The 21,544-nt window shown below is 60.0% G+C and carries 23 protein-coding genes; all 23 read right to left on the bottom strand.

Annotated elements, in window-relative coordinates; all coding sequences use genetic code 11:
• Positions 1–4 precede the first annotated feature (4 nt).
• A complete protein-coding gene (gene flgA / locus ONB25_10955; GenBank protein MDZ7393400.1) occupies positions 5–718 on the bottom strand; it encodes a flagellar basal body P-ring formation chaperone FlgA in 714 nt (237 codons plus the stop codon).
• Between the two features lie 4 nt (positions 719–722).
• Positions 723–1,511 (bottom strand): flagellar basal-body rod protein FlgG, encoded by a 789-nt coding sequence (flgG, locus tag ONB25_10950; protein MDZ7393399.1) that lies wholly within the window; start codon positions 1,509–1,511, stop codon positions 723–725.
• A gap of 27 nt (positions 1,512–1,538) precedes the next feature.
• Complete coding sequence (locus tag ONB25_10945) at positions 1,539–2,240, bottom strand: flagellar hook-basal body protein (GenBank protein MDZ7393398.1); 702 nt, start codon at positions 2,238–2,240, stop codon at positions 1,539–1,541.
• Between the two features lie 17 nt (positions 2,241–2,257).
• On the bottom strand, positions 2,258–2,554 hold the full coding sequence (locus ONB25_10940; GenBank protein MDZ7393397.1) for a hypothetical protein: 297 nt from the start codon (positions 2,552–2,554) through the stop codon (positions 2,258–2,260).
• 7 nt (positions 2,555–2,561) lie between these two features.
• Positions 2,562–3,332: a FliA/WhiG family RNA polymerase sigma factor gene (locus tag ONB25_10935; GenBank protein ID MDZ7393396.1), complete on the bottom strand. Its 771-nt coding sequence runs from the start codon at positions 3,330–3,332 to the stop codon at positions 2,562–2,564.
• A gap of 21 nt (positions 3,333–3,353) precedes the next feature.
• A complete protein-coding gene (locus tag ONB25_10930; protein MDZ7393395.1) occupies positions 3,354–3,596 on the bottom strand; it encodes a hypothetical protein in 243 nt (80 codons plus the stop codon).
• On the bottom strand, positions 3,584–4,405 hold the full coding sequence (locus tag ONB25_10925; GenBank protein ID MDZ7393394.1) for a MinD/ParA family protein: 822 nt from the start codon (positions 4,403–4,405) through the stop codon (positions 3,584–3,586). Before ONB25_10925 ends, ONB25_10930 begins: the two co-directional genes overlap by 13 nt.
• Before the next feature lie 3 nt (positions 4,406–4,408).
• Entirely contained in the window at positions 4,409–5,599 is a 1,191-nt protein-coding gene (flhF, locus tag ONB25_10920) for a flagellar biosynthesis protein FlhF (GenBank protein ID MDZ7393393.1), read from the bottom strand.
• Entirely contained in the window at positions 5,562–7,658 is a 2,097-nt protein-coding gene (gene flhA, locus ONB25_10915) for a flagellar biosynthesis protein FlhA (GenBank protein ID MDZ7393392.1), read from the bottom strand. The genes flhF and flhA overlap by 38 nt, the downstream gene beginning before the upstream one ends.
• Before the next feature lie 13 nt (positions 7,659–7,671).
• The gene (gene flhB, locus ONB25_10910) at positions 7,672–8,766 is read right to left on the bottom strand and encodes a flagellar biosynthesis protein FlhB (protein MDZ7393391.1); all 1,095 of its coding nucleotides are present in this window, start codon (positions 8,764–8,766) and stop codon (positions 7,672–7,674) included.
• A 13-nt stretch (positions 8,767–8,779) separates the two neighbouring features.
• Positions 8,780–9,550, bottom strand: a complete 771-nt coding sequence (gene fliR, locus ONB25_10905; protein MDZ7393390.1) for a flagellar biosynthetic protein FliR — start codon at positions 9,548–9,550, stop codon at positions 8,780–8,782.
• 8 nt (positions 9,551–9,558) lie between these two features.
• Entirely contained in the window at positions 9,559–9,828 is a 270-nt protein-coding gene (fliQ, locus tag ONB25_10900) for a flagellar biosynthesis protein FliQ (protein ID MDZ7393389.1), read from the bottom strand.
• A 13-nt stretch (positions 9,829–9,841) separates the two neighbouring features.
• Positions 9,842–10,555: a flagellar type III secretion system pore protein FliP gene (fliP, locus tag ONB25_10895; GenBank protein MDZ7393388.1), complete on the bottom strand. Its 714-nt coding sequence runs from the start codon at positions 10,553–10,555 to the stop codon at positions 9,842–9,844.
• A gap of 64 nt (positions 10,556–10,619) precedes the next feature.
• Positions 10,620–11,141, bottom strand: a complete 522-nt coding sequence (fliO, locus tag ONB25_10890; GenBank protein ID MDZ7393387.1) for a flagellar biosynthetic protein FliO — start codon at positions 11,139–11,141, stop codon at positions 10,620–10,622.
• Positions 11,138–12,049 (bottom strand): flagellar motor switch protein FliN, encoded by a 912-nt coding sequence (fliN, locus tag ONB25_10885; GenBank protein MDZ7393386.1) that lies wholly within the window; start codon positions 12,047–12,049, stop codon positions 11,138–11,140. The genes fliO and fliN overlap by 4 nt, the downstream gene beginning before the upstream one ends.
• A 4-nt stretch (positions 12,050–12,053) precedes the next feature.
• Complete coding sequence (gene fliM / locus ONB25_10880) at positions 12,054–13,013, bottom strand: flagellar motor switch protein FliM (protein ID MDZ7393385.1); 960 nt, start codon at positions 13,011–13,013, stop codon at positions 12,054–12,056.
• A gap of 13 nt (positions 13,014–13,026) precedes the next feature.
• Entirely contained in the window at positions 13,027–13,659 is a 633-nt protein-coding gene (locus ONB25_10875) for a flagellar basal body-associated FliL family protein (GenBank protein MDZ7393384.1), read from the bottom strand.
• 28 nt (positions 13,660–13,687) lie between these two features.
• On the bottom strand, positions 13,688–14,422 hold the full coding sequence (locus tag ONB25_10870; GenBank protein ID MDZ7393383.1) for a flagellar motor protein MotB: 735 nt from the start codon (positions 14,420–14,422) through the stop codon (positions 13,688–13,690).
• Positions 14,419–15,225: a motility protein A gene (locus ONB25_10865; GenBank protein MDZ7393382.1), complete on the bottom strand. Its 807-nt coding sequence runs from the start codon at positions 15,223–15,225 to the stop codon at positions 14,419–14,421. Before ONB25_10865 ends, ONB25_10870 begins: the two co-directional genes overlap by 4 nt.
• Before the next feature lie 88 nt (positions 15,226–15,313).
• Positions 15,314–17,299, bottom strand: a complete 1,986-nt coding sequence (locus tag ONB25_10860; protein ID MDZ7393381.1) for a flagellar hook-basal body complex protein — start codon at positions 17,297–17,299, stop codon at positions 15,314–15,316.
• A gap of 81 nt (positions 17,300–17,380) precedes the next feature.
• A complete protein-coding gene (locus tag ONB25_10855) occupies positions 17,381–17,776 on the bottom strand; it encodes a flagellar protein (protein MDZ7393380.1) in 396 nt (131 codons plus the stop codon).
• A gap of 30 nt (positions 17,777–17,806) precedes the next feature.
• A complete protein-coding gene (locus tag ONB25_10850) occupies positions 17,807–18,460 on the bottom strand; it encodes a flagellar hook assembly protein FlgD (GenBank protein ID MDZ7393379.1) in 654 nt (217 codons plus the stop codon).
• A gap of 15 nt (positions 18,461–18,475) precedes the next feature.
• Positions 18,476–18,925 carry a flagellar hook-length control protein FliK gene (locus ONB25_10845; protein ID MDZ7393378.1) on the bottom strand — a complete coding sequence of 150 codons (450 nt, stop codon included), beginning with the start codon at positions 18,923–18,925 and terminating at the stop codon, positions 18,476–18,478.
• Positions 18,926–21,544 lie beyond the last annotated feature (2,619 nt).

Raw genomic sequence — 21,544 nt, 5'->3', positions numbered from 1 at the left:
TGGACTATGGCCTGAGCACCACCAGGCCTGGTTCTTTAACCTCTGCCATGTAGCGGGTGCGACTGTCCACCGCACGGACCGGGATCCGTTGTCCACAGGTCCCATCCTGAAGCGCCTGCACTTTCATGGCGATGGTGAGATTCTTCGCGTCAACCAGCATAGTCACCAGGTCTCCCCGTCTCACTAATGGCGGCAGCTCCAGGTCTTCCGCCCGCAGGATCTGGTCGCGGCGTATGATGCGACGGGTGCGCTTGCCCAAGACGTCGCCTACCCTCAGAATCGGACTCCCCTCAGTAGCCTTGACCTCACGCCATTCCAGGCCCACATCCGCCACAGAAAGTAGCTCATGTCGATTGATCAACCGCCGCGCCACCACTACTTCTGCGAACCGGCGAATCGTGGCCAGCACCTGCCCTCGCCCCAGCACTACTCCCCCGCGCATAGCCTCCACCACGAACAGCTTCTTGCCAGCGAGTGTGCCCGCCCCATCTGTCGGCCGCGCGTACAGGCTTTCCGCCACCGCCACATACTGCCGCAATGACCCTTGGATGGGACCGCACTCGACGGCCAGTTCCTGGTTCGAGGCTCTGCTCGCCGATGCCACGTAGCGAACAATGGCCGCCCGGACTGCCTCCTCAGTGCTCTGCTGTCCCGAGGCAGATCGGGTTACCAGGCATGTCACCAGCGCCAAGGTCAGAGCCGTGCAACGCCTGGGCATGGTGCTACCGCTTCAGATTCGTGACAATGCCCAGCATGTCGTCGGCAGTCTTGATGGCTTTGGAGTTGATCTCGTAGGCACGCTGCGCGACGATCATGCTCACCATCTCTTCTACCACCTCAACGTTTGAGGCCTCCAAATACCCTTGCAGCACCTCACCAAAGCCTTCGCTTTGCGGCGTTCCCGGAATGGGCTCGCCAGAAGCGACGGTCATCTCATACAGATTGTCGCCGATGCTCTTGAGGCCGGCAGGATTGATGAACCGGACCAGTTCCAATTGTCCCACATCCTGGGGCTCGCTGCTCCCAGCCACGGTCACGGTAACCGTACCATCCCTGCCCACGTGAACACTCTGGGTATCCATTGGGAGACTGATCTCCGGCTGCACCGCGTACCCTGCCGCAGTCACAAGCTTGCCGTCCGCCGACACTTTGAAGGAGCCATCCCGGGTGTAGACCATCACTCCGTCAGGACGCAAAACCTGGAAAAACCCATCTCCCTGGATGGCAAGGTCCAGCGCGTTTCCGGTAGCAGTGAGGTCCCCCTGCGTAAAGATCCGCGGCGTCGCCACTGGCCTGGTGCCGCATCCCACTTGCAGTTGCGCCGGCGCCTCCACCCCAGCCACCGTCACGGCTCCAGCAGGACGGATGGTCTCGTAGAGCAAGTCCTGGAACTCCACCTTGCTCCTCTTGTATCCCGTAGTGTTCACGTTAGCAAGATTGTTGGCAATGGTGTCAATGTACAACTGCTGGGCGTTCATCCCGGTGGCCGCCGCATGCATTGCTCTATTCATGAGTTCTCTCCTCCTGGCCCTACTGAATTATCTCAGCTGGGACACTTCGTTCACCGCGCGCCCAAGAGTATCGTCTTGGCTTTTCAGAGCCTTGGCGTCTGCCTCAAACAGACGGAAGGCGTACATCATGGCTACCATTTCCCGCAACGGATCGACATTGGATTGCTCCAGATATCCTTGGTGCACCCGAGTCTCGGCGGGTATTTCGGTGACTACGTTCTCGCTAGGCACCGCGAAAAGCCCTTGTCCGCACCGTTCGATCGCCCGCGCGTCGGCAAAGCTGACGATACGCAACCGATCGATTATCACCCCATCCCTTATCACTTCGCCCTTCGCACTGATACTCACCCCGTCGCCCACGGCAATCTTTCCCCGTTCACCCAGCACAAAAGCTCCATCATGAGTCACCAGATTGCCCTCTGCATCCAGGGCAAAGGCGCCGTTCCGCGTGAGAAAGGTTCCCCGCGCCGATTGCACCACGAAAAAGCCCGGTCCCTCCAACGCAAGGTCCCACGGATTATCCGTTTTCTTCAACGCACCCTGGCTCAGATCCAGGGCCTCTTGGCTGTGGAGGTCAAAACCACTTTCTGCCTGCTCCAACAGGGAAATGAATAACTTGCTACTCTTGTAGCCCGTCGTGCTGACGTTGGCCAAGTTATTGGCGATGAGATCCTGCGCCAAAATGGTGGCGTGCATCCCCTCTGTGGAATACTCAATCCCTCTTATCATCTTTGCTCCTGCCTGGCTTATGCGCACACATCCAAGTTCTGTCCCAGGTGCCCCGGTCGGGTACCCCCCGGCTCAGGTTCGAAGCGCACTGGCGCTGCATCATGGCGTTCGAACGTATCTGCTCCTTCGTGCGTAGCCTTAGCATTCTTCTGTTCCAGTTCCTTCTCCTGTTTTCTGCGGTTGCCTTCCTGCTCCTGGAAAAGAGAGTCGAACCTTCGCTCCCGGTCCTGTTCGCGCACTCGCGGCATGACCCGGTAATTGGCGTCTGTCGGTAGCGGCGCAAGGGGACGAGCATTGTCCAGGGAGTCCGCCATACCGGCCTCACGTCATCAGCCTCTCATCTCGCCGCAGTTGACTTCGGATGCTGAGGATGGTTTGCGTGTGCAATTGACACACCCTCGATTCGCTGATCCCCAGAATAGTTCCAATTTCTTTGAACGTCAGCTCCTCGTAGTAGTACAGCACCATGATCAGTCGTTCCCGCTCTGGCAGGTCTCGCAGCACCGCTACCACTCGCTCCTGCAGTTCTCCGCGGTCGATTTGCTCGTCCAGCTGCTCAGGATACTCAGTCCCTTCCGGCACGTCCCGCGCCCATACCTCGCCGTCCTCATCCCAGAGGGGGGTATCGATGGACAGCACTTTGGCAGCGCCCACCTCGCTGAGCATCGAGTGATACTGTGGCAAATCTACCCCCAGGCGTGCTGCCACTTCCTCTTCCGTGGGGCACCGCCCCAACTGGCCGCACAACTCGTCAATGACTCGCTCGATGAGCGTGGCCTTGTGGCGTAGGGAGCGCGTCGCCCAATCCATTTGGCGCAACATATCTAAGATGGCACCGCGGATGCGTGGGATGGCGTAGCTCTCCAACTTGGTGCCTTCCGATGGATCGTATTGGTCTATGGCCTGGATGAGGCCTATCACACCGGCCTGGAACAGCTCCTTTCGATCCACGAATGAAGGCAACGTAGCGAACATGCGACCGATCACCCGCTTGACCAAGGGCAAGTACTTCATGATCTGCCGCTGCCGCTCGGTAAGCTGTTGCGCCGTCCTGTATCGCGCGACGATCTCCTTGTGTCTTCCCTTCACCACACCACGTCCCAGTTATCGCGCTCACTTGCCCTGCGGCTCAGTCCGGGGTGTTTCTTCTCTTGCAGATTGGCGGAAATCCCGCCTCAATCCTATGATCGAGAACCACACCCAGATACTTACCACCACGAATCCCACCACCAGTGCTACTCCGGCCACCACTGCCGTGCGCATCAGGGTAGTCGAGAAAGGGACGTCGCGGAACACGCATACCACCAGGGTAAGGAACGCCAGGCAGCTCGCCACGATGATGATCATGTGTCGCACCGGGGTGGCCCTCCTGCGGAACGTGCAAGCCTCACTGCCAGAGCACGGATGCATTCGGCTGCTGGGGCCGAAGGATACTCGAGGATCAGGGGGCGCTGGCGCTTCACGGCGTTGGGCACGCTCCAGTCTCCCACTATGTGCCCGGCCAACGGAATCTCGCGTTGCAAGAAATGCCGCACTACCAGGGAGAATCGCTCCCACACTTCATACGCCTCTTGCGCTGACTCCACCATGTTTAGCACCAGATGCATGGGGAGCTCCGGTCGCGCGCGGTGCAGGACCTTCACGAGAGCGTAGGCGTCGTTAATTGCCGGAGGCTCCGGCGTGGTGACCACCAGCACCTCATCTGCGCTCGCCACCACTTCCACGATCTCAACCGTCAGCCCTGCCGCGGTGTCCATGAGAATGTGGTCCAACCGATGGCGCCACGGACCAAGACCCTCTACCAGCCAGCGTGCGAGAGAAGGCTGGCCTGCGTAGAAGTCACTTAACCCTGAGCTTCCTGGGAGGATCCTCACACCACACTCATGTTCGTGGATGGCCTCATCGAGGCTCTTCGCGCCACACAGCACGTCGCGCAAAGTGGTCGGCAAGGTCACACCTAACAACAGGTCCACGTTGGCAAGGTTGTGGTCCGCGTCCACCACAAGCACGCGCTGTCCCTGCTCGGCGAGAGCAATGCCCAGATTGAGCGCGATGTTTGTCTTTCCCACCCCACCTTTGCCGCTTGCTACGGCGACCAGTCTGCAGGTAGCTTCCTTTGACCGGCGTACTATTTCGCGAACCGTCTCCAGTTGGTCGCGTTGCATACCTCAATACCTCACCATCATCCTGGCCAAGCGGTGAGGATTGGCCAGCTCAATGTCTTCGGGAATGCTCTGTCCAGTGGTCACGTAGGAAATGGGCTTGCCAATCTTATCCAGGACGTTGAGCAATGAGCCGAGCGTCCGCGTCTCATCCACTTTGCTCACGATCAAGTTGTGAACGGGCAAGACATCGAACCGCCTCGCCATGGCCACCAGGTCCGAACCCTTCATGTTTGCTGGCAGCACCAGGTGCACCTCTACCCGCGCTGCTGCCCGCAAGATCTGCTTGAGCTCGGCGATGTGCTCTTCATCCTTTTGCCCTCTGCCGGCGGTATCGATCAGAATCAGATCGCAATCCTTATGGGCCTCGATGGCCGCCCGAAGCTCTTCCGGCGTATACACAGCGCTCATTGGTAGCTGGGCGATACCCGCAAAGGTGTTCAGGTGCTCCAACGCCGCCATGCGATAGGTGTCGGCCGAGATGAGTGCGATTTTCTTCTTGTAGTGGTACTTGCCGCTCACCGCCAACTTGGCCAGAGTGGTGGTCTTGCCAACGCCGGTTGGGCCCACGAAAGCGACCACCTTGGGCGTGCCGTCCCGGCAGTGCAGAGGCCCCGCCGTCCGGATTAGTCCGGCGATCTGCAGCAGGACGCGCTCTCGGAGGCGTTCGCTGCTGGCAGGTTCGTCCCCGCCCAGAGCATAGGCGGCAGTGCGCACCAGCTGCGCCGCAAGTCTGGGGTTGATCCCACTCTTGAGCAAGGCCGTGCGCTCCTTTTCCAAGAGCGGGCCCAGCGGCGTGGGCAGCGCAGAGACCGAGCCTCTCTGCCCAGTGCAATCTCGAGCAGCCGCCGGCTTTTCTTCCGTTTCCTGGATTCCTGTACGCTTACCGTCCCCCGATTCCCCTTCCTCGCGCGTGAGAGCCGACACCCCAGAAAAAGACACAAAGCGGTCAAGGCCACCCCTCTCTGCGTACCCTCTGCTCCGCCCCGCTGTCGTTTTCCCCCTCTCTTGGTCAGCCGGAGACACGGCATCCTCCAAAGCAGCCACCACCTCCACTTCTTCCGGCTGCAAACAGGAAAGAATGCCCTGCTTCGGCACCTTGTAGGTCTTCAGAATGACGGCATTCTCGCCCAGTTCTGCCTTAACCTGGGCCAGCGCCTTATGCACCGACCGAGCTCGATACCGCTTCACGATCATGCGTTAGCCTCACTATCCCGATCGACTCCACATTCACCGAGGCCGGGAGCTCGCCAAAGGAGATGACGGTCACATTGGACAGAACCGGCTCGATGAGTCTGCGGAAATGCATGCGCGTTTGCGGCGAGGTGATGATAATCGGTTGCCGCCCTTCCTTCGCCACTCTCTCGACTTCAGCAGTGATGGCGCGATAAAGCTGTTGGAGGGTGTGGGGCGGCAGAACCACGCCGGTCCCCACATCCACGACTCCGGCGCGCTTGACCTCCTCGCTCATCTTCCTAATGAGCTCGTCGATCTCGGGGTCGAGGGTGATGGCGCGCACGACACCATCTTCGTCCTGGCAGCGCTTGGCGATGACATGCCCGAGACTCTGCCGCACAAGCTCGGTCAAGGTATCCACGTCCTTCACCACTGGCGCATAATCAGCCAACGTCTCCAAGATGGTGACCAGATCGCGAATGGGGACCCCTTCTTTTAGCAAGTTCTGCAAGACCCTTTCGACGGTGCCCAAACTGAGCTGATTCGGCACAAGGTCCTCAACTACCGCCGGGTGGTCTTTCTTGAGCGTGTCCAGCAGGTTTTTGACCTCTTGCCGCCCGAGGATGCGGTGAGCCTGCGCGCGCAGCACCTCCATCATGTGCGTAATGAGCACGGCGGCCGGTTCCACCACGGTGTAGCCCGCCACCTCTGCCTGTTCTCGTTTAGAAGGTTCGATCCATTTGGCCTTCAGCCCAAAGGCGGGTTCCACCGTCTTTATGCCCTCGATCTCCTCGGTGGCAGTGCCGGGGTTTAGTGCCAACAACCGGCTCAGCATCAGCTCGTGCCGAGCGACCTCCTCCCCTCGCACCTTGATCACATACTGGGTGGGCTTGAGCTGAATGTTGTCGCGGATCCTAATGGGCGGCAGGACCATGCCAACTTCCATGGCGAACTGCTTCCGCATCTGAGTAATGCGATTCAAGATGTCGCCACCTTGTTCCGGATCAACCAAGGGAATGAGGCTGTACCCGATCTCCAGCTCCAGTGGGTCAATCCGCAGGTACTCTTCCACCTCCTTCTCTGGCTCCACGGGCTTTTTGGTCTGCGTCGCCTCCTCCTGTGCCTGCCTTTGGGCGGTGCTCACACGATACCCGATGAATCCGGTGGCTGCGGCCATGAGGAGAAAGGGAATGGTAGGAAGCCCTGGGGCTACTGCCAAGAACAGGAGCACGCCTGAGGTGACGAAAATGGCCCTGGGGTTCGCAAAGACTTGGGAGAGCACCTCTCGCCCCAGATTCGACTCAGACGCAGTACGGGTGACGACAATGCCGGCGGCAGTGGAGATTATGAGCGCAGGAATCTGCGACACCAGACCATCGCCCACGGTCAGCACAGTGTAGGTGCGCAACGCCTCGCCGATGCTCATCTTCATTTGCGCCAAGCCGATAATGATGCCGCCCACGATGTTCAGGGAGGTGATCACTAGGCCCGCCACTGCATCACCGCGCACGAATTTGCTCGCACCGTCCATTGCCCCGTAGAAATCGGCTTGGCGGCTAATTTCCTCCCGGCGTCGCCGCGCCTCTGCTTCATCGATGAGCCCAGCGTTCAGATCGGCGTCCACAGCCATCTGCCTGCCGGGCATGGCATCCAACGTAAACCGCGCGGCCACCTCTGCGATTCGCCCCGCGCCCTTTGTGATGACCACAAAGTTGATGATGACCAGGATCAGGAAGATGATGAGGCCGACAACATAGTTCCCCTTCACTACGAAGCTGCCGAATGCAGAAACAACGTGTCCTGCAAAGGCGTTGCCCAAAATCAGTCGCGTGGTGGCCACGTTAAGGGAGAGGCGGAAAAGCGTGACGACGAGCAACAAGCCAGGGAATACTGAAAATTGCAGCGGCTGGGTAATGTACATCGACACCAGGAGAATGGTCAGCGACAGGGCGATGTTCATCGCCAGCAGAAAGTCCATGAGCTGCGTAGGCATGGGAAAGATCATCACGATAAGGATGACGATCACCCCCACAGCCAAAATGATGTCGCCGTTGCTCCCGAAGTACCGATTGACCGCCATCTACAGGCGCCTCCTAAAGGGTTTGCTTGCCATAAGCTCGCTTGTAAAGGCCGCTCTTGAGGCGATAGACATATGCCAAGATCTCCGCCACCGCCTGGTAAAGCTCCAACGGAATCTCCTGTCCCACGGCGGTCTTCTTGAAAAGCATTTGAGCAAGCCAGGGGTTCTCCACGATGGGGATATCGTGTTGGCGAGCAACTTCTTTGATGCGCTCGGCGATGCGGCGCGCCCCCTTTGCCACCACCTTTGGTGCAGCCATTTCATGCACGCGGTACATGAGTGCCACCGCCACGTGCACGGGGTTGGTGATGACCACATCCGCTTGTGGCACGCTGGCCATCATGCGCCGGCGGCTCCTTTCGCGCATCAGACTGCGAATCCGCGCCCGCACTAACGGATCGCCCTCGGTCTGCCGGTACTCTTCCTTGACCTCCTCCTTGGTCATGCGCAGCTGTCTCTCCCATTCGTATCGCTGGTAGGCAAAGTCGAACACTGCCATGACCAGCAGCGCAAGGGCGCTCCGGAACAGCACGTCGAATCCCGTTCGCGCGGCAAAGCCTAAGATCTGCCCCGCGCCCTGCTCCACGAGCGGAAAGAACTCGCGAAAATGTGCGCGAACAGTAGCAAAGGCAATTAGCCCGACTACAACCAGCTTGAACACCCCTTTGGCTAGCTCCACCAGCGAGCGAGTGGAAAAAATCCTCTGCAGCCCGCGCACTGGGCTGATCTTGCTCAGCCGGGGAGTCAGCGGTTCCGCCGAGATCACCAACCCCCCTTGTAATGCATTTGCCAAAAGGCCGATTACCATCAGTGCCAGCACCAAGGGAGCCATCATCGTGAACACGAGGCCGGCTGCAGCCATGGCCTGCCCAGGCAAAGAGTCCACAGTCAGCTCGATGTGAGCCATACCCCCAAATATCGCACGAGCCGTGCGCGCGAACCCACCCACAAGAAGACCGCCGCTGACCCAGAGTGCACCGCAGGCAGTGAGGAGCAAAAGGGCCGAATTCACCTCCACACTGCGAGGTACGTTGCCCTTCTCGCGGGCCTCGCGCCGCCGCTTAGGAGTTGCGGGTTCTGTCCTGTCTTGATAAGACCATTCGGGCATAGCACTATCCAGCTCACATCAATCTGAGCAGACCCATCAGGTCCACCTGGAGTTCGGAGAAGAGCTTTTTGCACGCCAGTGCAAACACGGGCATTGAAAGCGCAAGTACTAACAACCCTATGGCAATATTTGCCGGCAAGGCGGCGAAAAACACGTTCATCTGGGGCACGGTGCGAGCCAGCACCCCTAACGCCACACTGGTGAGCAACAAAGCCACAATGCCAGGAGCACTGATGCGCACACCAGCGCTAAAGATGGCACCAGCCATCCTCACCACTTTCTCCACCAGTCCTCCTGACAACGATCCTCCTAAAAGGGGCACCGACTCGAAACTGTGGGCTAGGGCTCGCAGCAGAAAGTGGTGCCCGTCGATGGCCAGAAAAAGGAGCAAGGCCACAAGTTGTTGCGCCTGCCCGATTAACGAGGCCTGTTCTCGCGTCTGCGGATCGGCAGTCGTCACGATGGCCATGCCCATCTCCATGCCCACCAAACTGCCACCCAACTCCACACCAGCAAATACCATTGCCGCCACAAAACCGATGCACATACCGATGAGCACCTCCTTGGCAAGCACAAGGAGCAGTGGCATGACCTGTGTCGGCAACTCCACTTGCAGCCCCCGCAACACCGGGAAAAGCACCGCGGTCAAGAAAAGCGAAAGGCCGATCTTGGTTGCCGGGGGCACATTCTGGTGGCCAAAGACAGGGTAGAGCGCCACCACCGTGGCGATGCGCGCCAGGGCCACGAAACCGACGAGCAGTTCACCCAGCTTGAGCCCCAGCATTGACCCTCCTACCTGCTCATCATTGGCAGCTGACTGTACAGGCGCACGGTGAAGCTTATCAGCGTGCGCAGCATCCACGGCATGAAGACGATCAGCGCAACCACCGCTGCGATAATCTTCGGCACGAAGGTGAGGGTCATCTCGTGCACCTGCGTCACTGCCTGCAGCATACCCACTACGACGCCAACAATCAAGCCGGCTAGTAACACGGGCGCAGCCAAAAGCAGCGCTGTATAAAACATCTGATACGCTATGTGCAACACGTACTCTTCCGTCATGTAGGCATCTCCTCTATACAAATCCCGCCACTATGGAGCCGACGATGAGGTTCCAACCATCCACCAGCACAAATAGGAGGAGCTTGAACGGCAGCGATATCATGGCTGGCGGCAGCATCAGCATCCCCATCGACATCAGGAGACTGGAGATCACCAAGTCCAAAAGGAGAAACGGAACGTACAGGAGAAAACCGATCTGGAACGCAATGCGCAGCTCGCTAATGACGAACGCCGGGATCAGCACATGGGTGGGCACCTGGTCGCGGCTGTCCGGCTTGCCCATTTTGGCCAGGTTGACAAAGAGGGCCAGGTCCTTTTCCCGCGTCTGCCGGAACATGAACTGCCGAAGGGGCTCCACTGCTTTGCCGAAAGCCTCCTTTTGGGACAGCTCCCCGCGCATATAGGGCTGGAGCGCATCCCTGTTGATGTCGTTCCACACCGGACTCATGATGAACACCGTGAGGAAAAGAGCTAGTCCGACCAGGATCTGCGTAGGCGGTGCCTGCTGAGTTCCCAGCGCATGGCGCAAGAATGAGAGAATCACCACGATACGGGTGAAAGAAGTCACCATGATCACAAAGGCTGGCGCCAACGAAAGGAGCGTGAGAAAGAGAAGAATCTGCAGGGAAACAGCCACCTCTCCCGGCTTCTGCGCACGGTCCAACGTGACCGAGAGCTTCGGAATGCCGAGGTCTTGGGCAGCTACACCCGCCGCGAGGATGCACATTGTAAGCAGTGCCACAGTGGCTATCGCAAGGCGGCGCCGGGATCTCGTACGCGATACTTTCCTCTTAGGACGCATGAACGCCGCCTCCTTTCAGCAGACCGTTGAGATAGGCCGCAAAGGAGTGACCTCCAGATTCCTTGCTCGAAGAAGCAAACGCTGCGACGCGTTCAGGCTCCTGGATTTCGCTCAGCAAGGTAATCTGCGAATCGGTTACGCCGAGGATCAGCACGCGGTCAGCGGCGAGCACGGCGTACAGCGCTCGCTTTGGGCCCAATAGGGTCCACCCCACTACGCGCAGCTGGGCCGTTTGCATACCATTGCCGCCACGGCCTGAGTACCGCCGCAGGAAGTAGGCGCCAGCCCAGATGAGCGCCACCACCGCTGCCAAAGCGAGAAACATGCGCATGAGCAACGTCCCGGCGCCAGGTTCAGACGTGCGTAGACCAACTCCCCCCGCCCCGGTTTGCGACGGAGCGCCAGAGGAGGGGAACACGTCGAAAGCGACCACTGCTAGCGCCGTCATCGCTACAAGTCCAGCCACAGCAAGAAGTGCCCGGCGATGACGGCGCCACTGCTGGCGTATCATTCGGGCCTCCCTTCTCGTGCCGCGTTCAAACGCTCACTTGCGCCCACCAGCGCGGTGATCCGCACCCCAAAATTCTGATCCACTACCACCACTTCCCCCTCGGCGAACTTTTTGTTGTTCACGAGCAGGTCCACCGGCTCTCCGGAGAATTTGTCCAGCTCCACAACTGCCCCTGGGCCCAGCCCAAGGATACTTCGAATGGTCATGTTCACGCGTCCTAGCTCCACGGACACCGGCAGCTCAATGTCCATGAGCAGATCCAGGCTGCGCGTGCCGCCCACAGCATAGCTTTGTTCTTCGAGGGCAGGGAACACGCCCGGGCGTACGTGCACCTCTCCCGCATCGCCCTGTTCCGAGGGAAACCCTTCCGTCTGGTTATCTCCAATCAGGTCCGCCACCAGAGAAGGCGAAATCAGGACAACAATCCGCGAGGCGAGCTGGCCCACGGTCACGTCGAGCAGCGCCATTTCGAACCCGGTCAAAGGGCTCACATCCAGGCTGCTCTCATAGTCGAGCTTCAGGTTCCCGAATTCGCCTTCCCGGCCGGAGTGTTGGTGCCACGCCTCTGCCAGCGCATCCAAGGAGAGCCGTATCATCCCCTCTAACTCGGCAAGGTCGCCTCTATCGGACACAGTTAATGGAGCCTCCTTGCCAGCAATGAGCCCGGCCGCCTGGAGCATGAATTGACGATCCACCAGCCCCAGCGCGCCCAACTCTTCTCCTGCCCACCCGACCTGGATGGCTGCGTGCGGCCCCGGAATGGCGCTGCGAAGAGTGCGAACCACAAAAGGTCCCACCTCGCTCACCCTCGTCTCCACCGGCACGCTGCTGATGGCAGATAACTGTTTGTTTGCGGCATCCACCAGGAGGTCAAGTACATCCCTGAGTGCAGCTTCTCGTGCGTTCATGCCATTACACCTCACGTTCAGTCCAATCGACGATCTGCACTGCCTTCTTTCGCCCCACCACGCCAGGTCTCCCGGTGAGCACCCTGGCACCGCTCACTTCGATAGGGAGCGGCTCGTGGATCTTCTGGTCCAAAACTAAGACATCCCCCACCTGGAAATCCAGCAACTCCTTCAGGGTCACGGTGGTGCCCCCAAGGAACACCCGGAGGATCATGTCGGTGCTCTCAACCACCTCACTGATCTGCCGCTTAGTGTCCGGGGTGCTCCGCTTGGCGGACACAGTGAGCCAGTTTTGTGTCCCAAGTTGACGAAGCACCGGGTCAAGCACAAACAGCGGCAAGCAGATGTTCAACCCGAAACTCAGCTCCTTGACCAGTACCTCCCAGGAAAAGAGAAGACAACTCTCGCTCGCAGAGGCAATCTGGGCCAGACGCGGGTCCGCCTCGAAACTCTCCATCTTGATGGTCAACGAAGAGGCCCGCTCCCAAGCCTGCCGGTAGAGTTCGAGAAAACGCTCAACCGAGCGCTCTGCAACCCGTTGTTCAATACTGGTAATCGGGCGCGGCGGCAACTCACTCTTGATGCTTCCGCCAAACGAGCGCTCCACGATCAGGAGCACCATTTGCGGGTTCACCTCGATGATTCCCTTGCCTTCCAAGTTAGTGATGGAAAAGACCCACACGCAGTCCGGGTCGGGCAGGGAGTCGACAAACTCCGCAAACGCAAACAGGTTGACCCCCATAAAGCGGACGTCCACCACCATGCGCAGCAATGTGGTCAGGTAGGTGGACAGGGCACGGGCAAAGTTTTCATGGATCGTCTGGATGCCTCGCAACTGGTCCTTAGTGAGACGACCGGGGTGCCTAAAGTCGTAAGGCACCACGTGCCCGATCCGGGGCCGCGAGTCCACACCCGCGGTGCCCCCTTGCTGTCCTACATGGGTATGAGTCCGCGCTGGGCGCATATGCCACCTGTCCTCACTGAACCACGTACTTTGTAAACAGCACCCGCGTCACGCGGCCAGTACGCAATAACTCATTCACCGCCGAGCGAATCTCCTCCCGCAGGACCTCGCGGTTGTCTGAATTCGAATACCACCACACTCCTTTCCTAGACAGCAGGGTATTGAGATTGTCTTGAATGATAGGCAGCTTCTGCTCAATCTCCTTCTGGGTCTCCTTTGTGTCCGAGATGAAGACCAGAGACAAGACCAGGTATCGCTCGCCCCCTGAGAACGCCGGGTTGACTACGAGGTCCTCAACGGAAAACATTGACTCAATGCGCAAGTCAGCAAGGGGCTCGGTGGGTGTGGCCTCCTTTGCGGTTCCCTCCTGCGTTTTGTTCCCTTGCGTTTTCGCCTGAGCCGGTGGTTTCTGCTCCTGCTGCGGTGGAGCTAACCGCTTCTCTGCTGCCGGCAGCACCACCAGGACCATGACTGCATATGCCAGACCTGCCTGCACGGCTAAGGCGGCAAGCCCAATAAGAAGCCTTGTCAGCAATCTCTTTCCACCAGTTCTTGACGATTTGCTGACGTGCTCCGACTCCCGGGTGGGTGGTTCACCCGGTCGCCTCTCGAGTAGCAGCTCCTCGCCTTTGCTCGGTTCATCCATTGCCACAATGTCCCTTGTTTGTGCTTAACTATTGGGAGTACTGACCTGCTCCTCCGCTGTAAGTGTCCTCCCAGTTCAGAAAAATTTCTACACGCCGATTCTTGGCACGATTCTCCGGTGTGTCGTTGGCGGCGACGGGCCGGTACTCACCAAATCCGGCCAACCATAGGCGCGTGGGGTCCAGGCGCTCCTGGTAAACAAAGTGCTCCACCACTGCCAAGGCGCGCGCCGCAGAGAGCTCCCAGTTCGACTTGAAGGCAGGCCCCGCCGTAGGAGAGCTGTCGGTGTGCCCTTCCACGCGCACCTCGCAATTGATCTCCCGAATCATCTCAGCTATGTCATGGAGAATCTCCTGCGCGGAGGGCTTTAACACTACTTGCCCCGGCTCGAAAAGCAGTGGGTCAACGATCCTGAACCGAACACCATTGGAGAGCAAGAAAACCTCCACCCCTGCAATCTCTTTGGCCTGCATGGTGACTGTCTTCTTGCTGGGCATGTTGATCACCAGGAGATCCTTTTTCAGCACCGAACGGTCTACGGTGGAAGGCGTCTGTGTCTTGACCACCTTCCGCCCCTCCTCTTCAGACAGCACGCCCAATGACCCGCGGAGGGAGCCCATTGCCTGCCTAAACTTGACCAACTCCACCACCGAGTACGAGACAATGAGGATGAAGAAGCACAGGAGCAAGGACATCATGTCGCCATAGGACATGATCCAAGGCGCGGCCACTCCCTCTTCTTCTTTTTTCTTGCGCGCGATCATGCTGCTGCCTTCTGTTTGGCGCCTATTCCGGCTTTTTCCAAGGTGTTAGCACTGGCGCGCAGCTGCGGTGCCAGGAACGCTAACAATTTTTCGTTCAGAATACGGGGATTGTCGCCTGCCTGGATGGAGGCAATTCCTTCGATGATCAGTTCCCGCTGTTGCACCTCCTGCTCGGAGCGGGTCTTTAGCTTACCGGCGATGGGGAGAAAGATCAGGTTTGCCAGCACGACACCCCAGAAGGTGGTCACCAGGGCCACGGCCATGCCCACGCCGATTTTGGTGGGATCGTTCAAGCGCGAAAGCATCGAGATAAGGCCGATGAGCGTACCCAGCATGCCAAAGGCAGGGGCATAGCTGGCGCCCGCGTTAAAGATGCGCTGCCCCAGGGCGTGCCGTTCCTCGAGGCTCACCAGCTCGGTGGTCAGCAGGCTGCGCACTAACTCTGGGTCCACACCGTCTACCAGCTGCCGCACCCCTTTCTTGAGAAACTCGTCTTCGATCTTCTCCAGTTCAGACTCCAGGGCCAGGAGCCCTTCCAGGCGCGCCTTAGCGCTCAGCCGCACTAATGTGGCGATCACCTCCACGTTTTCGGGCATTTTATGCAAAAAGGCTCGTTTGGCGATCTTGATCACCCCCAACACCTTGCCCAAAGGGAAATTGATCAGAATCGCCGCGGCGGTTCCACCCCAAACGATGAGGATAGACATAGGGTCAAGAAAGAATTTGGGTGCACCTCCTGTGGCGATGCTGAAGGCGATCATCGCAAAGCCGAAGACGATGCCGATTATCGTCGCAATGTCCATGCTGCCTATGTCCGTGCTCGCTTCGTGGCTCTGTTGTCCAGATTCGCGGGCAGGGCGGGGCCCGCGGGCCCCGCCCTTCGGCCCTAGTTTACCGCTTCAGACGCACGATTTCGTCCAGTATCGTGTCTGACGTGGCGATCACACGCGCGTTGGCTTGGAAGCCGCGCTGCGCAATGATCATCTGCGTGAACTCTTCCGCCAGGTCCACGTTGGCCATTTCAAGCGCCCCGGCGGTAATGCTAGCCGCTATGGTGGTGCCAGCAACCCCTTTCACCGCATTGCCGCTGTTAGCGGTCTCCAGGTAGAGGTTGTCGCCCGCATGCTCCAGGCCGGCCGGATTGGTGAAGTTGGCCAAGAGCACCTGGGCCAGGACCTGAGACACGCCGTTGCTGAACTGCCCGGTAATGCGGCCGGTGGCATCAATGGAGATGGACTGCAAGTTACCCATGCCGTAGCCATCCTGGGATTTTGCTACGGTCGTGGACACCGAGCGAAGTTGCGTAATGCCGGCAAAGTCATTCCCTCGCCCGGCATCCAGGGTAATGGCCACCGTTTCCGCCCCGTTGCCCGGATTGAATGTGAGCGGCTGCCCGTCATTGCTACTGAACACCAACAGGCTTCCATCCGAATTGAAGCTCACCGTACCCTTGCTTCCCGAAGATGGGGTAATCTTGCCGTCGTCGATGACTACTTCCCATGACCACCGGTTGGGGTTGGACGACGTGGAGATGTTGGTGAAGGTGATCGCCAGATTATGCGTCTGACCAAGCGAATCGTAGACCTCGATGCTTGCGGTGTGCGTGCCGGCGTCGCGACCCTCCTGGTACATCAAGAACTGAGGCACCCGGAAGAGGCTGCCGGAAGAATCCACGTCATCCAAGGTCAAGGATAAGTTGGTCATCGAAGTACCAGCGACGTTGTCCGTCACCAGAAGTCGCCCCTCGCTGTCAAGACTCGCTGTGGCGCCACTCAGCGCGGCGTTGATCGCATCCAACAAGTCCTGAACTGTGTCTCCGGCGGCATAGGTGTACGTGCTGTTGACCACACTGCCGTCCGGGTTCAGGCCCGAAATGCGGATGACGTCCCCAGCCGTGAGCGGCGTGGTCACCTGCGGCAAGGAGTTGATGGCCGTGCTGGCCGTGGTACCGGTAGCGGTAGTCGCTGGCAGCTTCAGGTTCGTCGCGGCGTTACCCGCCACCGCCAATTGCGTGGAACTTCCCCCAGCATCCACGGTGCGAAGTCGTACAACCGTAGCTGTTCCCACGGTCGCCAGCTCGGCGATCACCTCACCGTTCAGCGAGGTGTCAGCCCTCAGCTTGGCGTTGATCTCGGCCACAAGGTCATCAACCGAGGCGTAGGTGCCGGCGGCCAAAGTGATCGACTTGGTCACCGTGCCCCCTGCGTCGTTGTCCACCGTGATTGTGAGTGTGTCGTTGGTTCCCGCCACGATGGTGAGGCTAGTTGGCGCCCCTGTTGCCGTCACCACGGCATGGCTGGAGAGATCACCGGCAAGGATCTGGGCCAAGGCCTGGGTGTCGGCATCCAGGTTGCAGCTGAAGCTCACCAGCGTCGTGGCGCGCGCTGGCACCTTCTGCCCGAAAGGCAGCACGATGTTCTGCACCGCACTACTCGGCTGGATGGTGCCATCCGCGTCTGCCATTACTCCTTGGAGGATGTAACCGGTACCTGGGTGTACCAAAGCCCCGTTGGCGTCGATCTGGAACGTGCCCGCACGGGTGTAGTACTGCAGCGCCCCATCGCTCACGATGAAGAAGCCGTCGCCCTGAATCGCCAGATCGGTCATCAACCCGGTGGGCTGGAGGCTACCCTGGGTGAACAGGGTATCGACCGCGCCGACGTTCATGCCGGTGCCTACCTGCATGGGGTTCTGACCCCCGGTTTGCGAGCCCGGCCTACTCGCTGCGCGGAGCAGCTGCGCTAGGCTTTCTTGAAAGGTGACCCGGCCAGCTTTGAACCCAACGGTATTGACGTTGGCGATGTTGTGGCCGATCACGTCCATCTGGAGTTGATGATTTCTCAACCCAGAGACCCCGGCAAAAAGGGAACGCATCATAGTTGTAGCTCCTTTCTCGGTTTTCGCTGCCTCTGTCGATCAGCAGCGCAGGGCCTCCCCACTGGGGTCCAGCCCACTGGTTCACGCAATAACTGCACTGTCAATTTGGGTGAAGACGCTGTCCCGCAAGTGTGCCTGGTCGATGGCGGTGATGACCGTGCGCGACGGTACGTTCACCAAGAACGCGACCCGGTCCATGACCACCAACGATTCGCGCCCACCCTTTTCTGCAATGCGGCTGACCGCGCCTCCCAGCGTCTCCACCTCCTCCTGCGTGAGGTGAATATTGCGGAGGCGCAGGCGTTCCAAGGCGTGCAGCGAAAAGCGCACCTCCTGTGCCTTGCGCACTTGCTGTTCAAGCACCTGAGCAAAGGAGGCTTTTTGCGTCTGCTCTCGCTGGCTCGGACGGGCTGTCGTCGGAGGCTGCACGGGCACGGCGCCGGACAACCCTTCAACCCGACTGAGGAATTCTGGCATCTCATCACCTCCCTTCACCGGATGGTCTGTTCACCGCAACAGGACGAGGTCCGACGGACTCACTTCGAGCCCACCCAGGAGCAGCAGGGCGTTGCCATTCTTGAAGCGCACTCCTGTCACGGTGCCCACTGTGTACGGCGTGGCGGTCACCGCCGCCCCGCTTTCGTCAACTGCCTTGACCCGAAAGGAGTAGGTCCCACTACTCAGGCGTTGACCTGCACTATTCCGCCCATCCCAAGTGCAGTGAGTCTCGCCGGCGCCCTGGAGTCCCACCAGGAGCGTCCGCACCACCAAGCCCGCCTCGTTGAGCACCTCCACCGTCACCTGTGCCGGCCCGCCCAGCGTGTAGTGCAGGGTCACGTCCCCCTCGTCTGGCAACCAGACCTTACCTCCGCTCGCCCAGACTTCCCGATCCACAAAGCCGCTGAGCACAGTGTTCTGCAGCGACTGCAAAAGCAAAGTGTTGGTCTGGGTGTTGGCGCTCACGTTCCAGAGCTGCTCCAGGCTGCTGAACTGCGCCAACTGCGCGATGAATTCGGTGTTCTCCATCGGCGCAAGCGGGTCCTGGTACCGGAGCTGCGTGACGAGGAGCTGCATGAACGCCTCCTTGCCGAGGGCGCCCCCCGGCCCGCCGAGGCTTTTGGTATACGAGGCGTCCCTGCTCACGGAGCTCACTTCAGGCATCAGTCTCACCTCCTTTCATGCCGTTAGTTCCATTGTGTTGTAGCCGAACATTCTCGGGCCCTTAGGTCGCCCCTCGGCGACCTGCGAGGCAATCCTTTCCCCGGTCGGGACCTCTCGGTCGATCCAGGTCTCTTCAGCTGGGTGATGCGGCGCTTCCCGCTGACCTTGGTCCAGCGCCACCGTCAGCTCTCCAATCTGCACGCCCTGCTCGCCCAAAAGGGAGCGCAGCTCGCCAAAGGATGCTTCCAGCAGCGCCATCGTCTCCGGAGACTCCACGCGAAACTGGGCAGTGACCGTGTGCTCCTGGCGGACAAGGTCCACGGCAATGCGCCCCAGTTGCTGCTCGTCCAGTCGCAGCACAAGGTGGGTCAATTCGCTGTTGACGACGACCCGCACCCCCTGGCTCAACTCTTCGGCCAACGTTTGCATCTGGTCGCTGCGCATGAGTTGGGAAGGACGCGTCAAGTCCCGTATGGATACCTCCGACCTGGTCCTCACCAGTCCTGTCGCAGTGGAATGTCCTCCGGCCGGATTCTGCTCGGCCTCGCGTTCGGCTTGCTGAACAGGTCCAGCCGCATCCTGATGGAGCTGCGTTGACCGCTGGGCTTTGTGCTCTGCATTGGACTCACCAGTTGAGTCAGAGATTCTAGCCCTTATCTCGGGGAAAACCATGCTCGCGTCAACGAGTGCCGACCTCCTTGAGCCAGCTACAAGAGGCGACTCATCCGGTTGGCGGACCGAACCTTCAGATTCACCCCCCTGCCGCACGCTCACCCCTCGCACCTCAGCAGCGGCGTCAATTAGCCGCTTGACAGCCTTTGTTGCACCTTCTTTCCTGGAGGGCCGCCTGACCTCTGCGCGCAGCGTACCGGAAGACGGAGGTGGTTCGCTCACAGAACCTTGTGGAGCAGGCTCTACCCTTGCGTTCAGCCTCTGCCGGATGGAAGTTTGCCCATCTCCGGCTTTTGTGGTCCACGGGCGACTGGGTGCCTCAGCAGCAACCCGCCCACCCTGGGAGGGTGCGGTGCCACTCTCTTGGCGACCAGCATTTTCAGAAGGCCTGGGCCCATCCGGCGCCGCATGCCGGATTTGGAACCCCTCTTCAGTCGCCGTCTTGCCCCGCGTAGAACGCGGAGATACTCGCTCTACCTCACCAGTGTCCGGCCGCCTCGCTCGGCGTGAGGCGTCATTATCCGCTTGCGTCACGCTGGGCGAAGCTGAGGCCCTTTGAGCGCCATCGCCCGGTGGAGCGGAGACCGTGAAGCCGACTCCGTATGCGCTGAGAGAAGGTCGCCGGTGTCGGAGCGATTCGCGCTCTCTCTCCTCGACGCGCGGAGAACTGGTCTCGCCAGCAGATTCCCGCGGTGGTCTTGGCTCTTCCTCCGCGTTGCTCACCGGCTGCAACCTCTCGCTCAGGCCATTCACCTGGGGTGCCCTTAGGGCCGCAGCTGAGTCGACTCTTTTTAGCGCGCTTTGCGACTCAGCCTTAGACTGCAAAGGCACAGACGCCCGCATCGCTGAGGTGGGGGTGCCGCGGTCTGGGCTGGGGGGCGCAGTCACGCGAGTGCCTGGCGAGTCAGCTTCCGCCTCTATCCCTGACGAAGTGCGCCACACATGGGCAGCTTTCCTGTCCACCGAGGATCTTTCTGCTGTAAGCTGTTCTACTCGTTGCAGCTTGGCCCGTGCGCTCTCATTCAGTGACTCCTCACTGGGAGCAACGGAGGGAGCGCTCTCACTCCATCCGTGTGCCATCGGAACCGCCGGTCGTCTATGGTCAGCGGGGCCTGCCGACACCTGTGCACTCTCTTTTGGCAAGGAACTACCGAGGTCCCGCGGTTTCTTCCCAGCGAATGACTTCCCGATGGCATGCTTCTCGCCGCCGACAATGGCCTTTGCGGAACCCGCTCCCTTCTGGGGTTGCTCGGGTGCCCGCACTGGTTTCCACTCTTCCGGTTCAGCAGGCCGGGGCCCACGGACGGCGTCTGCCCTTTGCTCCGAGAACTGGCTCGTCTGGGCTTCCTCCCCAGTTTGTGCATCGGGGGAGACTACGAGGCCCCTCGCCTTCAGGTCTTCCGTGCGCTCCACTATGCCCAAAGAGCTTGACCCAACTTTAGTATTGTGCGCCCGTTGCACGCCAGCGCCGAGTCGTGAGCGTTGGGCGGAGGCTTGCGGACGTCTCCTTGCGACACCTTCATCCGAAGCTCGGGCAATGCGCTTCGGCGCCCGCTGTTCGTTTGTGGTGCTTGAAGCTTTTTGATGCGGTAGGTTCTCCTGAGCCACGGGTCTCCCAGCAAAGCCGGCTTCAGGCGTTGCAGTGGAAAAGGTCTCGGTACGCACGTGGGTCTCCTGCGGGCGAACCTTCCTTCCCGAAGGAAGCCACTCTGGGCGAGGTGAAGCCGCCTGGGGCCGACTCGCGGCGGCCGAGAACGATTGTCGTCCACTCCGTTGCTCCGGTCCCCGGGGTGAACCGGACTCCGCCGGTAGGGCGTCGGGCGGCCAGCTGGACAAGTCCGTGACAGGGGGCTTTGACTGCTCAGGGGCGCGAGCCTCCGTTTGTCCGGTAGGCCTATCCTCCACCCTGAGACCGATGTTCTTGCCAGGGGCAACTCCTTGCCGCGCTGCCTGTCCACCATCCACAGCATTCGGTGGTAGCGAGCGGAGACCCTGCTCCATTACCGGGCCCGCTGTGCCGCTGTGAAGCCCGCCTTCCTCCTTTGCTATTTCCGCCTTGGCCGGAACGCTCCAGAGCGCATGTGCCGGCTGGTGCGGCTCTACGGCCTCCTCGGCCCGTCTCTTGTGCGATCCCTCCCCGGGTCCAGCCTTCCTGGCTGGATTGGCAAAAGAAACTTCCGGCTCTGCGGAGCGAGGACCACCCTTCTCCCCCATCGCCGGAGCGGAGTAAAGACCGCGGCCTTTGCCACCAGCTTGCGGCAGCACTGTTCTCGTCCCCTGGTTGCTCTTTTCTCCCGCGGTCTCAGAGGCGTTGACTCGCGCTGGCTCATTCCGGCTTTCTTGCAACGCCCCCGCATCCTTTGCGAAAGCTAATGTAGAAACCGTCTGGGCTTGTTGTTCCCCGGTGAAATC

It is taken from the genome of candidate division KSB1 bacterium (assembly GCA_034506335.1).
In the GTDB taxonomy this organism is placed as follows: domain Bacteria; phylum Zhuqueibacterota; class Zhuqueibacteria; order JANLFK01; family Oleimicrobiaceae; genus Oleimicrobium.
The sequence above is the reverse complement of the archived record's forward strand: the minus strand, read 5'-3'. Positions and strand labels throughout refer to the sequence as shown.

Coding starts and splice junctions, on each gene's coding strand:
- flgA (MDZ7393400.1), bottom strand. CDS start 718: ATGCCCAGGCGTTGCACGGCTCTGACCTTGGCGCTGGTGACATGCCTG.
- flgG (MDZ7393399.1), bottom strand. CDS start 1,511: ATGAATAGAGCAATGCATGCGGCGGCCACCGGGATGAACGCCCAGCAG.
- ONB25_10945 (MDZ7393398.1), bottom strand. CDS start 2,240: ATGATAAGAGGGATTGAGTATTCCACAGAGGGGATGCACGCCACCATT.
- ONB25_10940 (MDZ7393397.1), bottom strand. CDS start 2,554: ATGGCGGACTCCCTGGACAATGCTCGTCCCCTTGCGCCGCTACCGACA.
- ONB25_10925 (MDZ7393394.1), bottom strand. CDS start 4,405: ATGCAACGCGACCAACTGGAGACGGTTCGCGAAATAGTACGCCGGTCA.
- flhF (MDZ7393393.1), bottom strand. CDS start 5,599: ATGATCGTGAAGCGGTATCGAGCTCGGTCGGTGCATAAGGCGCTGGCC.
- flhA (MDZ7393392.1), bottom strand. CDS start 7,658: ATGGCGGTCAATCGGTACTTCGGGAGCAACGGCGACATCATTTTGGCT.
- flhB (MDZ7393391.1), bottom strand. CDS start 8,766: ATGCCCGAATGGTCTTATCAAGACAGGACAGAACCCGCAACTCCTAAG.
- fliR (MDZ7393390.1), bottom strand. CDS start 9,550: ATGCTGGGGCTCAAGCTGGGTGAACTGCTCGTCGGTTTCGTGGCCCTG.
- fliQ (MDZ7393389.1), bottom strand. CDS start 9,828: ATGACGGAAGAGTACGTGTTGCACATAGCGTATCAGATGTTTTATACA.
- fliP (MDZ7393388.1), bottom strand. CDS start 10,555: ATGTGCATCCTCGCGGCGGGTGTAGCTGCCCAAGACCTCGGCATTCCG.
- fliO (MDZ7393387.1), bottom strand. CDS start 11,141: ATGATACGCCAGCAGTGGCGCCGTCATCGCCGGGCACTTCTTGCTGTG.
- fliN (MDZ7393386.1), bottom strand. CDS start 12,049: ATGAACGCACGAGAAGCTGCACTCAGGGATGTACTTGACCTCCTGGTG.
- fliM (MDZ7393385.1), bottom strand. CDS start 13,013: ATGCGCCCAGCGCGGACTCATACCCATGTAGGACAGCAAGGGGGCACC.
- ONB25_10875 (MDZ7393384.1), bottom strand. CDS start 13,659: ATGGATGAACCGAGCAAAGGCGAGGAGCTGCTACTCGAGAGGCGACCG.
- ONB25_10870 (MDZ7393383.1), bottom strand. CDS start 14,422: ATGATCGCGCGCAAGAAAAAAGAAGAAGAGGGAGTGGCCGCGCCTTGG.
- ONB25_10865 (MDZ7393382.1), bottom strand. CDS start 15,225: ATGGACATTGCGACGATAATCGGCATCGTCTTCGGCTTTGCGATGATC.
- ONB25_10860 (MDZ7393381.1), bottom strand. CDS start 17,299: ATGATGCGTTCCCTTTTTGCCGGGGTCTCTGGGTTGAGAAATCATCAA.
- ONB25_10855 (MDZ7393380.1), bottom strand. CDS start 17,776: ATGCCAGAATTCCTCAGTCGGGTTGAAGGGTTGTCCGGCGCCGTGCCC.
- ONB25_10850 (MDZ7393379.1), bottom strand. CDS start 18,460: ATGCCTGAAGTGAGCTCCGTGAGCAGGGACGCCTCGTATACCAAAAGC.